Origin of the sequence: Roseovarius mucosus DSM 17069 (assembly GCF_000768555.3) — a bacterium.
GTDB lineage: Bacteria > Pseudomonadota > Alphaproteobacteria > Rhodobacterales > Rhodobacteraceae > Roseovarius > Roseovarius mucosus.
Genome location: NZ_KN293991.1, coordinates 586,520 through 601,744, shown reverse-complemented (window position 1 = coordinate 601,744; position 15,225 = coordinate 586,520). Strand labels below are relative to the sequence as shown.

The window sequence follows — 15,225 nt, the reverse complement described above, 5'->3', positions numbered from 1 at the left end:
CCCTCTGCGAAAGAAAAGGCTGGCCCGAACCAAATCTCGCCTCCCGTGGCGAGCCGGTGGTCGGATCTGAATCCGAAGCATTGTCCGGGTCAAGTTCAGATTGCCCCGCAAAAGCGGCCAGAGCTGGGCCTTCAAGCCCTGCCCAGTTGCGCATACCTGGCGGTAGGGAAAGGCCGAATTCAGCCCCCGCCCGGGGCTGAGGCTTGGCCAGGCCCGCGCGCGATACCAAGAGCCATTTGTCGCGCTCTTCCAACTCTGTCCTTGCCGCTGCCCTTGCATCTTGATCCATTTGGTTGGATCCCTCTTGCGAGGTCTCTGGCGCAGGACCCTGCGATTGATTGACAGGGGGAGCATCCGTGTAATCGGCAGCCCAAGGCGTTTTTTGCCCCTGCCCCGGGGGCCTGCCCTCATCCGCTTGCGGTTGCCCGACCAAGGGTTGCGTGCGATTGGCAGAGTTCAGGGAATCTTGCGTGGGTAAGTGATCCTTGATCGGCTCTGACAGAGAAACACTGCCCATACCAGAAGACACTTTTTCAGAGGGCATTGGCACTACCTGCGCGTGGTGGTGGGTGGCGTCCGACAATGTGGGCACCGATCCGACACGGGGTCCGGACGCGGCGGCGGTGACCGGCAAACCAGTCTCAGGCAACGACCCCTCGTGGGGCTGGGTCCGGGTGACGTCCGCGGGGGATGCGGCAAGCCCGGTATCTGACAAATCCTCCTCTTCGCTTTGCCGCTCCACTGCACCCTCTTCAACACTTCGGAAGACGCCAGCGAATGTTCGCGCGCCTTCAGATGGCAGGGCACCGACGGCCACCGTCCGCAAACCGGTCAGCGATGCCGGTGAGCGCTCAAGCGTGGGGTGCAGAGAATTCGTGGCGGGTATAGCAGACATCGGCCCCCTCAGTCATGGCGTGACGATTTCGTCGAAGATCGCAGAAACCGGTTACTGCTTCTTTACCGGTTTCGGTTCTTCTCTTGCCTAGTGTGATCAATTTGAGGGATTCCAATGACCGATGCTGTAACTCGCGCCTTTGGTACTGTGGACCGGCCACCAAATAGCCCAAATCCGACCCGGCTTGTGGCCCAGAGACTGGAGGCAAGCTTTCTGGCCGAAATGCTCAAGTTCGGGGGGCTCGACCCCAAAAGCGACGGTTTCGGGGCAAGCACCGGCGAATCGCAATTCGCGTCCTTTCACCGCGATGCACTGGCGCAGGAGATGGTCAAGGCCGGGGGTATTGGGCTTGCGGATGTCTTTTTTCAATCCATGATGGAGCGCGCCCATGACACTTGATCAGAGTAACAGCATCATCCAACAGCTTGATCGCATCCTAGAGGAGGAGCGCGAGGCACTGCTGCGCGGGGACCTTTCGCAGATCATGGCGCTCATGTCGGAAAAGGAGCGCCTGGTAGATGCGCTCAACGCCATTGCAACGACAACCCGGGATTTGAGAGGGGTTCGCGGGAAGCTGAGCCGCAATCAGGCCCTGCTTGATGGGGCTTTGCAAGGGATTCGCACCGTGGCGGCGCGCCTCGCAGCGCATCGGCGCATTCGACGTTCTCTGGACACATATGACCAGAATGGGCGCAAACACTCCATTCCCGGCGAGATTGCGCACCATCTCGAAAAGCGCGCCTGACGGATTGGCTAAAATTCTTGGCGTTTCGACAAACGGCTTAGCACTCCGTTAGCATCTTGAGGGCACTCTGCCTCTTGCATCCCGAACGGATGGCGCAGCCGGGGCATCCCGCATCCTGCAATCGTCAGAAAGACAGCCCAGATCGTTCCCCAACTGGGAAACGGACACCGAAATGGCGAAATACGCCAAACCCGAAAGGAACTTGATATGTCCAGTATTCTGACCAACAACAGCGCCATGGTGGCTCTTCAGACCCTGCAATCCGTGAACTCCAACCTCGCCAAGACCCAAGATATGATCTCGACGGGCAAGGCTGTGGCGACGGCCAAGGACAATTCCGCAATCTTCGCCATTTCCAAAGTGATGGAATCCGATGTGAGCGGCTTTAAGGCCGTGTCTGATGCGCTGTCCTTGGGGGAATCGACCGTCGCCGTGGCATCGGCCGGGGCCGAGCAAATCACCAACCTCCTCAACGAGATCAAGGAAAAGGTCGTCGCCGCAACCGGTGAGAACGTCGATCACGGCAAGATCCAGAACGATGTCGACGAGTTGGTGAATCAGGTCACGTCGATCATCGGCGCGTCGCAATTCAACGGGGCGAACCTGCTCAATACGGCAGGTGGTGACATCACCGTACTATCGTCGCTTGACCGCGACGCAACCGGCACAGTGACAGCCTCGAATATCACTGTGGCCTCTGTCGATTTCGAAACAAATCTTGACCTGAGCGACATCGACGTGTCGGATTCTGCGGCTGCCGATACCTCACTCGCGGCGATTGAAGTTCATATCCAGACGGCGGTGGATGGCGCGGCCGCGCTAGGTGCCTCGGCCAAGCGGATCTCGGATCAGAACGAGTTTGTCAGCAAGGTCACGGATGCGATCAAATCCGGCATCGGCGCGCTGGTCGATGCCGATCTGGAAGAGACCTCGGCGCGATTGCAGGCATTGCAGGTGCAACAGCAGTTGGCGACACAGTCCTTGTCCATCGCCAATCAGGCCCCGCAGGCAATCCTGTCGCTGTTCAGGAACTAAACCACTTAGGGGCGCTCTTCGGGGCGTCCCTGACACGTGACCTGTGACAGACTGAATTTGAAAGGACATGACGTGAATGCGACCCGTCTTGCGCAGAGCGCCTATCGCGACCAAGCCCGGTCCGTGCGGACTGACCGTGGGTTGGAATATGATGCCTTTGCCCGCGTAACCCAACGCCTTGTGATGGTTGCTGGAAAGGACCAACAGGATATGGTCAATCTTGCGGCGGCCTTGCATGACAACCGGCGGCTCTGGACCATCCTTGCGACCGATGTGGCCGATGCTCAGAATCCGCTGCCAGCGTCCCTGCGGGCGCGAATTGTCTATCTCGCGCAGTTTTGTCATCAGCATAGCAGTGCGGTGTTAAACACCAAGGCATCGCTACAGCCCTTGATCGACATTAACACCGCCATCATGCGCGGGCTGAGCGACCGGAGGGCCAGCCAATGAGCGGCCTTGTCCTCAAACTCAATCCGAAGGAGCGGGTGCTCATCAACGGTGCCGTGATCGAGAATGGCGATCGTCGCTCGCGGCTGTCCATCATGACGCCGAATGCGCATATACTGCGCCTTCGGGATGCGATTCACCCCGAAAGCGCAACGACTCCCGTGCGCCGGGCCTGTTTTGCCACACAACTTCTACTCTCGGGCGATGGCGATCCTCAGGACGCACGCCGTCAGGTCCTGCGCCGCATCGAGGAGTTGAGTCAGGTGTTGCGCGATCCCGACAGCCGAGCCCAGCTAACCCTTGCCACGCAGGCACTTCTGGATGGGGAACACTACAAATGTCTCAAGGCGCTGCGCGTCCTGCTGCCGCGTGAAGAGCGCCTCTTGGCGCATCGCGCATCATGAACTTTAGCCCTGTATTGACCATTGGAGGATTGCCGGGTTGGGCGCTCTTGTCGCGCACGTTTGAGCGTCAGACGGATCTGTTCAACAAATCCCCGCAGATCGTGCGTGATACCGAGTATTTCGAGCAGAACATCGGCAAGATCACAACGGCAGAGGGGTTGGTCTCTGATCGCCGACTGTTACGGGTGGCCTTGGGAGCCTTTGGGCTTCAGGAGGATATCGACAGCCGTGCCTTTATCCGCGCCATCCTTGAGGAAGGCACGATTCGGGACGACGCGCTTGCCAATCGCCTTGCGGATGACCGTTACAAACAACTGTCCGAAGCGTTTGCCTTTGCAGACCGCCCGGTCCCGCGCACGCAACTCTTGAGTTTCGGCACCGAAATCACCGAGAAATTCAGGCGTCGGGAGTTTGAGGTCGCTGTCGGAGATCAGGATCAGGCCCTGCGTCTGGCCCTGAACGTCCAGCGCGAGCTGGGCGACATCGCAGGCGACGCGGAATCCGAGGACACGCGCTGGTTTCGAATTTTAGGAAACCCGCCCCTGCGGCGCGTGTTCGAGGTAGCGCTTGGTCTGCCAGACAGTTTCGCACAGGCAGATCTTGACCGGCAGTTGGACGAGATCAAATCGCGCAGCGCGCGACAGTTGAACATTGGTTCCCTCTCGGATCTGAGCGATGAAAGCCTGCGCGAACAATTGATCCGACGTTTCCTGTTGCGTGATCAGGTGGCCGGCTTAAATGTCCAATCCTCGCAGGCCATCGCTCTGACGCTGCTGCAATCGGTTCCGCGCAGCATTTGATACCGGCTGTTCCTTGGGGGCTTATGCCTCCGCAGTGAGAAATCTCTGATTTTGCCGTTGCAATTGCCTGCGAGTAAAAGCCCTATGGGGCTGAGCAACAGGAGAGATACATGCGCTGCGTCTTTATCAATATCCGCTGCAAACCGGGACATTCCTATCGCGTGGCCGAGGCCATCGCCCTGCGCGAAATTCATTCAGAGCTTTACTCCACCTCCGGTCCCTTTGACCTGCTGCTCAAGCTCTACATCCCCGAGACCGAGGATGTCGGTAAATACATCAACGACAATCTTCTGGATATCGCCGGGATCGAGCGTACTGAAACGACCCTGACGTTCAAGGCGTTCTAGCTCAAGATTTCGAACCGGGTGACATCAATCATACCGCGATCCGTGATCTTGAGCGCCGGGATGACCGGCAGCGCGAGAAAGGCCAGTTGCAGGAAGGGTTCCTGCAAGGTGACACCAAGGGATCGTGCCGCGGCGCGCAGGTCGACAAGACGGGCTTGGACCGCCTCGAAGGGCTCAAGGCTCATCAATCCTGCGAGCGGCAAGGGCAGCTCCGCCAGAACCTGCCCGCCTTGCACAACGACAAAGCCCCCCTCAATCTCGCCCAGCCGCGTGGCGGCAAGGGCCATATCCGCATAATCCACCCCGACACAGGCGATATTGTGGTGGTCGTGGCAAACGGTCGAGGCAATAGCCCCGGATTCGAGCCCAAAACCGTGCACGAATCCGGTTGCGATATTGCCGTTCTTGCCGTGCCGCTCGATCACCGCGATTCGAACGAGGTCGCGCGCGACGTCGGGGCGTTTATCTCCGTTCACCGGCTCAATCCGTTCGTGCAGATGCGCGGTCAGGATCTTGCCTTCTATTATGCCGATCACATCCGTCTCCGCGCGATTGCTGGCATGGCGGAAATCCTGCGGGCCGATCGCGGGTGCACGCACCGAATGTCGCCCGATCGCGGGCACGGTGCCCCGCGCGGCAAAGGCCGCCGCATCGGCACGCCGCCCGGCGCAGAACACATGCTGCACATCACAAGCCGCAAGCGACCCCACGGCCACGATATCCGCCCGTCGACCTGGCGCAATCAGACCCCGGTCGCGCAGCCCAAACGCCTCTGCACCCGAGAGCGATGCCGCGCGATAGGCGGCAAGAGGCGATGCCCCTTCTGCGATCAGCACCCGGATCATGTGATCAAGATGCCCTTCTTCCGCGATATCGAGCGGGTTTCGATCATCGGTACAGAGACACATGTAGGGGGCCGTTATATCCGACAGCAGTGGGGCGAGCGCATGAAGATCCTTGCTGACCGAGCCCTCGCGAATGAGCACGCGCATGCCGCGTTGCAGTTTCTCGCGCGCTTCTTCGGCGGTGGTCGCCTCGTGCTCAGTGCGAATGCCCGCCGCGCAATAAGCGTTGAGATCGCGCCCCGACAGTTGCGGGCAATGCCCGTCGATATGTCCTCCCTCGAAGAGCCGCAGTTTGTCCATCATCCCCGGATCGCGATAGATCACACCGGGAAAATTCATCACCTCGGCCAAACCGATCCCCGAAGCATGCCCCATCACCGCGCGCAGGTCCTCGGCATCAATCTCGGCGCCCGAGGTCTCCATATGGCTCGACGGCACGCAGGACGAGAGCTGCACCCGGATGTCCATCAGGGTATGTTCGGAAGCCGCCTGAAAATAACGGATGCCCTCCAGCCCCAGAACATTGGCGATCTCGTGGGGATCACAGATCGCGGTGGTCACGCCATGCGGCGTCACGCAGCGGTCGAATTCAAAGGGCGTTACGAGCGAGCTTTCGATATGCAGATGGGTGTCGATAAAGCCGGGCACAAGGATCAGCCCTGCAAGGTCAATCACCTCGCGCCCATCATACCTCGCACCGAGGCCAACAATGGAATCACCGCAGATAGCCACATCACCCGAAATCATATCCCCGGTGACAAGATCGAACACCTGAGCACCGCGCAGTACGAGGTCTGCGGGCTCATCACCGCGGCCCTGTGCAATGCGTTGCTCGAGATCTGCCATGCTATGCCCTCCGACACATTGCAAGTGTCGCGTGGCAGAGGACCAAGCGCAAGCCCATAGGCCGAAGCGCATCGACCACATGCTTGCTATGGGGATGCCTTTACTCGGCAGTTGCCGTTGGCTTTGCCAGCTTCATCTCTGGTTTACAGGCCATGCCATTGTAGCGGCTGACCAGCGATTCGTTGCGGCGCTGATAAGCGCGGGCTTCGTCACCTGCGGCACCCTTCATATCCATAAAGAACCACGGCACGAGCAGAAAGGCGCCTGCGGTCCCGGCAACAATATTCTGCGCGGTCTTGGTTTGCTGTTCCTTGATCAGGCCTTCGATGGCGCGGGTGTTGGCCGTGATCTCGCCGCGCAACTGCGTGCAGTTGAGGGCGCTGTCACCGGGCTGCACCTCGGCGACTGGGTCAGGCGTGCGACCACCGCATGCGCTCAGGAGGGAAATTGACAGAAGGGCTGGCACGAACAACTGTTTCATCTGATTACCTTTTCACAGAATGTGCGCGTCCATATCCTGCCCCTATGACAATGAAAAGCATCGATTTTGCGTTATCACCGTCGCCGCTTGCGCCGTCCTCCGTCGCTGCCATCTCCATGGGTGTTAAAGTTGGGATTGGGCAGGATCACGATCTTGGACAGTTCCGGGAAAGGATCAGTTTTGTGCGGGATCGCATTCGCGGCAACGAAATGCTCCTGGAATTTTGGCTCGATGGCGGTTTCGACCTTGGTGATCTCACCCACCACGCGCTCAATCTCACGCCGGGCAGCGACATTGCAAAGCGCGATGCGCGCGCCGGTGCCCGCCGCATTGCCCGCCGACGTCACCTTGTCGAGCGGCACATCGGGGATCATGCCCAGAACCATCGCATGCAGCGGCGAGATATGCGCGCCAAAGGCACCAGCCAGAACAACGCGGTCAACCTTGTCCACGCCGCGCTCATCCATCAACAAGCGCGCCCCGGCATAGAGCGCCGATTTGGCAAGCTGGATGGCGCGAATATCGCCCTGAGTCACGGTGATAACCGGACCACCCTTGGCGCTGCCATCGTGGATGACATAGGAGTGGGTGCGCCCGTCCTCGATCATGCGCGCCGTGCCCGTGGCCCCTGATGATCCGATCAGACCGCTTTCATCCAATAGCCCCGCCATGCGCATTTCGGCCACAGCCTCGATAATGCCAGAGCCACAAATGCCGGTAATGCCTCCGTCGCCCACAGCCTCATCGAAACCGTCCTCATCCGACCAGATGTCAGAGCCGATCACCCGAAACCGGGGTTCCTTGGTCACTGGGTCGATGCGAATAGCCTCGATGGCGCCGGGGGCGGCGCGTTGGCCACTGGAAATCTGCGCGCCTTCAAACGCGGGACCTGTGGGCGACGAACAAGCCAGCACGCGCGTCTTGTCGCCCAAGAGGATTTCGGCATTTGTGCCCACATCGACGATGAGCGCAAGGTCGTCGGATTTGCCCGGCTCTTCGCTCAACGCGACGGCGGCGGCGTCGGCACCGACATGGCCCGCAATGCAGGGCAACACATAGACCTGCGCACGCGGATTGATCGCGCTCAGATCCAGTTCCCGGGCGTTCAGGGCCATGCTGCCCGAGGTGGCCAGCGCAAAGGGTGCCTGGCCCAATTCCACTGGGTCGATCCCCAGCAAGAGGTGATGCATCACCGGGTTGCAGACAAACACCGTTTCGACGATTAGGTTGGCGTCAATCCCGGCCTCCTTGGCAATCTCTTCGGCCAAGGTATTGATCGCGTCACGCACGGCGGCAGTCATTTCGCGGTCACCGCCGGGATTCATCATCGCATAGCTGACGCGGCTCATCAGGTCCTCGCCAAAGCGGATCTGCGGGTTCATGATGCCCGATGATGCCTTGACCTCGCCCGTTTCCAGATCGGTGAGATGGGCCGCGACCGTGGTCGAACCCAGGTCGATAGCCAGACCAAAGAGGCCGCCTTCATGCAGTCCGGGCCAAATCTCCAGCACCTGTGCCGGGCTCTCGACATGGCCGCGGTGCAGGGCGACCGTCACCTGAAACTTGCCCTTGCGCAGCACAGGTTGCAATTTGGACAAAAGGCTCAAATCGGCGCGGATGTTGTCGATCTCCCACTGGGCCTTGAGCGCGCGTTTCAACCGCTCGAAATCGCCGGTGGGTTCGTGCATATCGGCCTCGTCCACCTCAACGAAATAGAGGCGGGTGGCCGGGTCCATCTCGATCACGCGGGCAGAGGCGGCCTTGCGCACCACCTGTTTGTGAACTTGGCTTTCGGGGGGCACGTCGATCACCACGTCACCCATGATCTGTGCCTGACAGCCCAGACGGCGGCCCGGTTTCAAGCCGCGTTTCTGGTCATAGCGTTCCTCGACCGCGTTCCATTCCGACAGAGCGTCGGGGTGGACGGTGACGCCATGTTTGGAAAATTCGCCATAGCCCGGCGTGATCTGGCATTTTGAACAGATACCGCGCCCGCCGCAGACCGAATCGAGATCGACGCCAAGCTGGCGCGCGGCCGTCAAAACCGGCGTTCCCTTGGGAAAGCGTCCGCGTTTGCCGGAGGGCGTGAAAACGACAAGTGGGTCGGTCGACATATGCGAAATCCTGCTTCTGAGGCGTTGCTTGGGCGGAACATAAGCCATAGGCGCTTGTCCGACAGCCCACAAGCGTCAGAAAATCGTCGGCGGGCGGCATGCTGCGCTCCGGCAGGGTCCGTCAGGTCAGCGACCAGCCAAAAAGCCAGATCGTCAGCGGCACCGGGGCCGTCGCCGCAAAGAGCGTCAGGACCGCCAGAGGCGCGCGAAAAACGCCGGAAAGGCCTGAGACAAAGGCAATGCCACCACCACCGCCAATGATCGAATTTCCCGGAACATTGATCAGCACCGCAAGGTGCAAGTAGCGATAATGGACAATCCAGTCGAGATAGCGCCCCGGCAATTGCGCCGCGATAAACCCGGCACGCTCTGGCGGCGACAGGGTCTCAAACTCTTCCAACATGCGGCAGGCACGCGTCAGATGAAGATCGAGCAAAATACGGTGTAGCCAGCGATAGGGCACTTTGCACCCAACCATATAGGCCATCGTCAAGCCAGAGGCTGTGGCCAGCCAGACAAAGGGCGCGATATCGCCCCCGCCCGCGGCCAACACCATCAACCCGATTTCGATCCCCGGCACAAACGGGATAGCGATAAGAACGGCATAGATCAGCAAGGCCACCACGAGGAACCCTGGCATCGTCCAGCCCTGTTCATTTTCAAGGATGTAGCCTTCGGCCCACGCAAACAAGAGGTGCAAGGCAAAGGCCAAAACTGCCAAAGCAGCCAAGCGAACCACCGTACGCAACAAGCCGGTTTTCACAGGAGGCGGCACGGGAGGCGTGGCAGGGCGGGTGAAGTCATCCATAGGGCGAGTCTAGGCCCAGCGCCTTCGCGCGCACAATGGGACTCACGTGCAGATCACGTGCATTTGCATGACCCGCGATCGACCGAGCGCTCGCATTTCAGTCACGCCGTATCTCCGCGCCAAGTTGCGCCATCAGCGCCTCGAAAATCGGAAAGGAGGTGGCAATTGGACTGGCATCATCAACCTGAACCGGCGAATTACTGGCCATGCCCATCACGAGGAAAGACATGGCAATCCGGTGATCAAGATGGCTGGCACAGGTCTGGCCGCCGGGCACATTGCCATGACCACGCCCGCGCACGATCCACCAATCCGGTCCATCCTCGACCTCGACACCGCCCGCGCGCAATCCGGCGGCCATGGCCTCGATCCGGTCGCTTTCCTTGACGCGCAATTCCTTGACGCCGCGCATCACCGTCTCGCCACTGGCAAAGGCCGCCACCACCGAGAGGACAGGATATTCGTCGATCATGCTGGCCGCGCGTTCGGGTGGCACCGCGACACCTTTGAGGTCCGGCGAAAAGCGCGCACGCAGGTCGGCGACAGGCTCGCCACCTTCTTCGCGCAGGTTCTCGTAGCTGAGGTCGGCCCCCATCTCGCGCAGCGTGGTAAAGAGCCCCGCGCGTGTCGGGTTAAGCCCGATATTCGGCACCAGAACATCCGAACCGGGGACGATCAGGGCGGCACAGACAGGAAAGGCCGCCGAAGACGGATCGCGCGGCACCACGATGGTCTGGGGCCGCAACTCCGGCTGACCGGTGAGGGTGATGACACGACCCTCTTCGGTTTCTTCGGTGGTGATTTCTGCCCCGAACCCGGCCAGCATACGTTCGGTGTGATCGCGCGTCGCCTCACGTTCGATCACAACGGTTTGCCCCGGAGCATTGAGACCCGCCAAAAGTACCGCGCTCTTGACCTGCGCCGAGGGCACAGGCACGACGTAGCGCACTGGAACAGGCTCGGCCGCACCCACGATGGTCATGGGAAGCCGCCCGCCTGCGCGCCCGACCGACTGTGTCCCGAAAAGGGCCAAGGGGTCTGTGACCCGCGCCATCGGGCGCTTGTTCAGACTGGCGTCGCCGGTAAAGGTAGCCGTGATCGGCGAGGTGGCCATTGCCCCCATGATCAGCCGCACGCCCGTGCCTGAATTGCCGCAATCAATGACGTGGTCGGGCTCTGCAAAGCCACCCACACCCACGCCATGCACATGCCATACGCCCGCCGCGTCGCGCGTCACCTCTGCTCCGAAGGCCCGCATCGCCTTGGCCGTATCAAGCACGTCTTCGCCTTCGAGAAGCCCGGTGATAACGGTTTCGCCCACGCTGAGCGCACCCAAGATCAGCGAGCGGTGCGAGATCGACTTGTCCCCCGGCACATCGGCGACACCGGACAGCGGCCCGGAGCGGTGAGAGGTCATGGGGATAGGGGTGCCGTGGCCGGACATGATGCGCCTCTTGAGTAGTCTGCATTGCCCGCCTGATAGCCCAAGCAAGCGGACCCGTCCATGACCATCGCCGCCTTGGATCAGGGGCGGTGCCCAATGGGCTCACGAACCGCTTTGCCGGCGCATATCAGGGGCGCGCAAGCGTCACGGCCCGCGCATAATCCCTTGTCCGTCGCTCCATGACAAAAAAGGCGCGCCGGGATCATTGCCCAAAAGGCGCGCCTCATCAGGTGTTGTGGCCTCAGCTACAAAGCGGATTCTCCCATGAGTATAAGGCACAAGGGCCAAGAGAAACTCATTGGCACTGGTTGTTATAAAATCCTGCGTGGCAGCGCCCGCGACGATTTGCAGATTGATCCAACTAGGTTCAAACACGTAGCGAGCACTCGAATCCTGATGCAGCGCTGTAACATTCACACAGACGTAAGTGGCGTCGCCGCAATTCCTGAACGCGACGCCGTGTAGGGGGGTGACCTGCGCATGGCTCAGATGGCGATAGCCATAGCTCATGCCAAGGGCCGCCACCTCTTGCCGGATCACCGGAATATCGACGGTGGCGCGGTTGCGGGGTATGAGATTGCGCTGGATTGCGCGCGCGAACATGGGTTAAACCTTACAGGTATTTTGACATGATCCAGTATTAACCAACAAAAGGTGACGCCATGAATTTGGAGCGTTTCGTATCGGCACAGGACCGGATCTGGCCGCTGCCTCTGACCGAGATTCGGAATCGGGAAAAGAGGCATCACTGGGCCTGGTTCACGTTACCCCAGGTCAAGGGGTTGGGGCGCTCTGAGTTCGCGAAATCCTTTGCCATTGACGATCTGGATCATGCGCGCGCCTACTTGGCGCATCCCGTTTTAGGGCCGCGGCTGATTGAAACCTGCGCGGCGATGGTGGCCCTTGAGGATATTTCTGCCGAAAAGGTTTTGGGTCCAATCGACGCGCTCAAGCTCCAGTCTTGCGCGACACTCTTTGCCGAAGCAGGCGGCCCGGAAATTTTTGATCATGTGCTCGCACGCTTTTTTGGCGGGTCGCGCTGCGAAACCACGCTCGATTATCTGGCGGGGCGACGGGCGCTGCCGACGGATGACGAATATTTCATAAATCCCAATGCAGCCAAGTCCGCAGATAGCGCGCTCTGATCGGTCAGCGCAGGCGCTGAATGGTGCTATAGCCCATGGTCGGCCCCGCCCAATGGCGGGATTGTACCACTGCGCCATTTGCATCGACCAGATAGGAATTCTCGACGCTGCGATCGGCCTGCCAGCATTCCGCCGTCATCCGCACCGCTGGAACTGATCCACTGACACTGGCCAGCATTTCGGTCTCGCCACGCGTGATTTTGCAGTCGGATTTCAGGTTCACAATCTGGTTTTCACCATCCAGATAGCGTTGCTGGATCGTGGCTACCCCATCCTCGCGACGCGCGACGACCTCGAGAAGCGGTTCTACCCGGGACGACATCAGGTCATTTCCAAGGCCGCGTGTCGAGACCAGCACACCGTTCAATGTGGTGGCACTCAGCCGCTCGGAACTGCCATAGGCGGCCCAGGTCTGATAAGCGCCATTTTGGGCAATCGGTCGAAGGATGGCGACGGCCTTGCGATCCTCCAATTGGTAGAGGAGCACAGGGCCTGTCGTCTTGGCGAGTGCGTCGATCGCTACCGCTTGCACGACTTGCGGATCAGGGGCCACAGGCTTGACCCGGCGTTGTTCGATCACTCTCTTGGTGACGGTAAAAACATTCTCCGAACTGCGCTGGTTCGAACAGGCGGCCAGAATCATGGCGCAAACCAGAAGGCTCAGCCGAGGCAGGGACGCAGCGATCATCTCCAGAATTTCCCCCAGCTTGCCACGGTGTCGCGCTCGTGCGAATTGCGAATGGTTTCATACAGCCGGCCCGTCACATTGACGCGCGCGCCCCCGTCGCGGGTCAGTGGGCGGATCACCGCGGTTGGCGCTTGCTGCGTGGGCTTGCCGAACAGCCATGAAATCGGGGCAGTGATGCGGATGCCCTTGTCAAAGGACCCTTCGCCGAAATCCTGCGCCGAGACGTCGGTCTTGGTTGCAAAGGCCCCAACCTTCCAGCCGTTGGCGAACTCTCGGTCAAAACCGATGGTCACGCCCCAATCCCCAGCCAGATAGCGACCCGCGTCAACCTGCGCATGATAGCCCCCGCCGAAATCGTAATAGACCGAAGCATGCCCGTTGAAATCCGGGATGGTTCCGCTGAGCGTGTTGCTATCGCGCAGCCCGAAATCGCCATCGAAATCGCGCGGGCGGACATAGTTTAGTTCTGCGCCAATGGCGATGCGGCTATCCACGGGTCGCCAGAGCACCTCTGTCGAGACGCCGGCATACATCTGCTCCAGATATCCCAAAGTAATCCGCCCGTAGTAATCCGGCGCAAGTCGCTGATACTTGCTGAGTGTCAGCCAGTCGACACGCGGCGCATCGGATTGTGCATATCTCGCGGCATCCGAGCGCACGCGCGGAATGCGCGAATTGCTGAAACGGTTGGATTGATCCAGATTACCGAACAGCTTGACCGAGGTTGCCGCCCGAGCCATCCAGCCCCGCCCCAATTCCGCCTGCCCCTGCACACGCAATGCTACGTCAAAGCGCAGTGGTTCGTCGGGATCAAAGAGGCTGACCCGTGTGAAGGGATAAATGCTCCATCCGTAGCGTGGGAATTTGCCCGGCAGGGGCTCGGGAAGATTTCCAAAGCGCAGGCTGTCACGAAAGGTTGCCGCCGCCAACGCCTCATCCGAGGCCTTATGTTCCAGACGCTCAATGTCAGTTCGGCTGAAACTGACCGTGCTTGCCGGGATACCCTTGGCGTAGAGCGTGACGTGGAAATCCTCGATCGAGGCAGGCAGCGCGCGGGTCATGGCACGTACGGTTCGGCCAAGCGCCTGAGATGTACGGTCGTAAGTCTCGTTCTGGATGCCGACATAGGCTGCACGCCCTTCGAGCCGAAGGCGGATCAGGTCAATCTCATCCAGAGCCAGCGTTTCGTCGAGCGATTTTGCAACCTGTGCGCGCGCGGCTGGCTGGTCCGCCCACCCAAGATCGCGGGCGGCGTCGGGATCGCGCACCGCAACCGGCAGCGGCGCAGCCTCGAGACCGCCCGGTATGGGCATGCCACGTGGGTTGATCCCGATCGTGAAGTTCACGCCGATCTCTTCGCCATGCAGTACATAAGCCCGGACATTGGCATCTTGCGCCAACTTGTAGGTCAGGCTGGCGTTAACCGCCGTGCTCTGCTCAAAGATTCCGGCACGACGCTCGGTGTCGTAACTGTCGGATGAATATTCGAGCGCGAACGCCAACTTGTCCGTGACGTCATAGCTGAAACCACCAAAAAGGCCGATGTCGCCTTTGAACCAGTTGGAAATGCTGACATCGCCGCCGGTGCCCACCCCTGCGAAATTGAAGGGAGTTCTGGTGCCGAAGCCGCCAATCGCATTGTTGGATCCTAAACGTCCCCATCCCAGACCCGCTGTCACTCTCAGACGGCTGCCGACAGATTTCGTGGCAACGATGTATTCCGCACCGAGCACCCCTGTGCCGAGAAAGTCCTGAAGGCCCACCGCGATGGCCGGTGAATATTCGGTTTCCTTGAACAGTCGAAACCGCAAGTCAAAGCTGCGATCATAGAAAGTATCGAACTGAGGCGTCAGATCCCGGGTGCCGGAATATCGAAAACTGCCTGTAAGCCAGGGGGCAACCTGAAAACTGAGGGTCGTTTTGCTGAACCCGTCGAAATAGGCAACGGTCGTCGACAATTGCGCATCCGGAGCCATTTCAGCGGTCGGCATGTCGATTAGACCGCCCGGCGTGCCGTAATTGTTCGTGATAGTCGTGACCAGATCGTTTGCGGATGCGCCAGTGGCCCCCGTCAGAATGGCCACCGCGCCCAAGATGTTTCGCAATCTGATTGTCATCGACTGTTCACCGGTTTCGAGCGCCTTGCAACTTCTCCCGGGCGACCATAACGATCACAGCGCG

16 protein-coding genes are annotated in these 15,225 nt (G+C 60.1%); 8 read left to right on the top strand and 8 right to left on the bottom strand.

Annotated elements, in window-relative coordinates; all coding sequences use genetic code 11:
• Nucleotides 1-1,009: 1,009 nt before the first annotated feature.
• The 7 genes from ROSMUC_RS20655 (at nt 1,010) to ROSMUC_RS20625 (ending at nt 4,673) form a co-directional block, all read left to right on the top strand.
• Complete coding sequence (locus ROSMUC_RS20655; protein ID WP_075571779.1) at nt 1,010-1,294, top strand: rod-binding protein; 285 nt, start codon at nt 1,010-1,012, stop codon at nt 1,292-1,294.
• Nucleotides 1,284-1,640 carry a flagellar export chaperone FlgN gene (gene flgN, locus ROSMUC_RS20650; RefSeq protein WP_037276787.1) on the top strand — a complete coding sequence of 119 codons (357 nt, stop codon included), beginning with the start codon at nt 1,284-1,286 and terminating at the stop codon, nt 1,638-1,640. Before ROSMUC_RS20655 ends, flgN begins: the two co-directional genes overlap by 11 nt.
• A 207-nt stretch (nt 1,641-1,847) precedes the next feature.
• Nucleotides 1,848-2,675 (top strand): flagellin N-terminal helical domain-containing protein, encoded by an 828-nt coding sequence (locus ROSMUC_RS20645; protein ID WP_037276785.1) that lies wholly within the window; start codon nt 1,848-1,850, stop codon nt 2,673-2,675.
• A gap of 72 nt (nt 2,676-2,747) precedes the next feature.
• Nucleotides 2,748-3,125: a flagellar biosynthesis regulator FlaF gene (gene flaF / locus ROSMUC_RS20640; protein WP_037276783.1), complete on the top strand. Its 378-nt coding sequence runs from the start codon at nt 2,748-2,750 to the stop codon at nt 3,123-3,125.
• Nucleotides 3,122-3,526 (top strand): flagellar biosynthesis repressor FlbT, encoded by a 405-nt coding sequence (flbT, locus tag ROSMUC_RS20635; RefSeq protein ID WP_037276781.1) that lies wholly within the window; start codon nt 3,122-3,124, stop codon nt 3,524-3,526. The genes flaF and flbT overlap by 4 nt, the downstream gene beginning before the upstream one ends.
• On the top strand, nt 3,523-4,326 hold the full coding sequence (locus ROSMUC_RS20630; protein ID WP_037276779.1) for a DUF1217 domain-containing protein: 804 nt from the start codon (nt 3,523-3,525) through the stop codon (nt 4,324-4,326). Before flbT ends, ROSMUC_RS20630 begins: the two co-directional genes overlap by 4 nt.
• A 110-nt stretch (nt 4,327-4,436) precedes the next feature.
• On the top strand, nt 4,437-4,673 hold the full coding sequence (locus tag ROSMUC_RS20625; RefSeq protein ID WP_037276777.1) for an Lrp/AsnC ligand binding domain-containing protein: 237 nt from the start codon (nt 4,437-4,439) through the stop codon (nt 4,671-4,673).
• On the opposite strand, the gene ade is transcribed toward ROSMUC_RS20625, so the two are convergent.
• From ade to ROSMUC_RS20595, 6 genes are all read right to left on the bottom strand, one after another.
• The gene (gene ade / locus ROSMUC_RS20620) at nt 4,670-6,364 is read right to left on the bottom strand and encodes an adenine deaminase (protein WP_037276776.1); all 1,695 of its coding nucleotides are present in this window, start codon (nt 6,362-6,364) and stop codon (nt 4,670-4,672) included. The genes ROSMUC_RS20625 and ade overlap by 4 nt on opposite strands.
• A 100-nt stretch (nt 6,365-6,464) precedes the next feature.
• The gene (locus ROSMUC_RS20615; RefSeq protein WP_245875254.1) at nt 6,465-6,845 is read right to left on the bottom strand and encodes a hypothetical protein; all 381 of its coding nucleotides are present in this window, start codon (nt 6,843-6,845) and stop codon (nt 6,465-6,467) included.
• A gap of 74 nt (nt 6,846-6,919) precedes the next feature.
• Nucleotides 6,920-8,959, bottom strand: a complete 2,040-nt coding sequence (locus ROSMUC_RS20610) for an ASKHA domain-containing protein (protein ID WP_037276774.1) — start codon at nt 8,957-8,959, stop codon at nt 6,920-6,922.
• Between the two features lie 121 nt (nt 8,960-9,080).
• Nucleotides 9,081-9,698: a hypothetical protein gene (locus ROSMUC_RS20605; protein WP_245875264.1), complete on the bottom strand. Its 618-nt coding sequence runs from the start codon at nt 9,696-9,698 to the stop codon at nt 9,081-9,083.
• A 166-nt stretch (nt 9,699-9,864) separates the two neighbouring features.
• Nucleotides 9,865-11,211, bottom strand: coding sequence for a 3-phosphoshikimate 1-carboxyvinyltransferase (gene aroA, locus ROSMUC_RS20600; protein ID WP_037276771.1), 1,347 nt, complete (start codon nt 11,209-11,211; stop codon nt 9,865-9,867).
• A gap of 144 nt (nt 11,212-11,355) precedes the next feature.
• Nucleotides 11,356-11,814 (bottom strand): UTRA domain-containing protein, encoded by a 459-nt coding sequence (locus ROSMUC_RS20595; RefSeq protein WP_052115470.1) that lies wholly within the window; start codon nt 11,812-11,814, stop codon nt 11,356-11,358.
• Between the two features lie 59 nt (nt 11,815-11,873).
• Here ROSMUC_RS20595 and ROSMUC_RS20590 point away from each other — a divergent pair, with 59 nt between their 5' ends.
• Nucleotides 11,874-12,356: a DUF1810 domain-containing protein gene (locus tag ROSMUC_RS20590; RefSeq protein WP_052115469.1), complete on the top strand. Its 483-nt coding sequence runs from the start codon at nt 11,874-11,876 to the stop codon at nt 12,354-12,356.
• A 4-nt stretch (nt 12,357-12,360) separates the two neighbouring features.
• On the opposite strand, the gene ROSMUC_RS20585 is transcribed toward ROSMUC_RS20590, so the two are convergent.
• Complete coding sequence (locus tag ROSMUC_RS20585) at nt 12,361-13,044, bottom strand: YjbF family lipoprotein (protein ID WP_245875253.1); 684 nt, start codon at nt 13,042-13,044, stop codon at nt 12,361-12,363.
• Nucleotides 13,041-15,161, bottom strand: coding sequence for a YjbH domain-containing protein (locus ROSMUC_RS20580; RefSeq protein WP_052115468.1), 2,121 nt, complete (start codon nt 15,159-15,161; stop codon nt 13,041-13,043). The genes ROSMUC_RS20585 and ROSMUC_RS20580 overlap by 4 nt, the downstream gene beginning before the upstream one ends.
• Nucleotides 15,162-15,225: the final 64 nt, after the last annotated feature.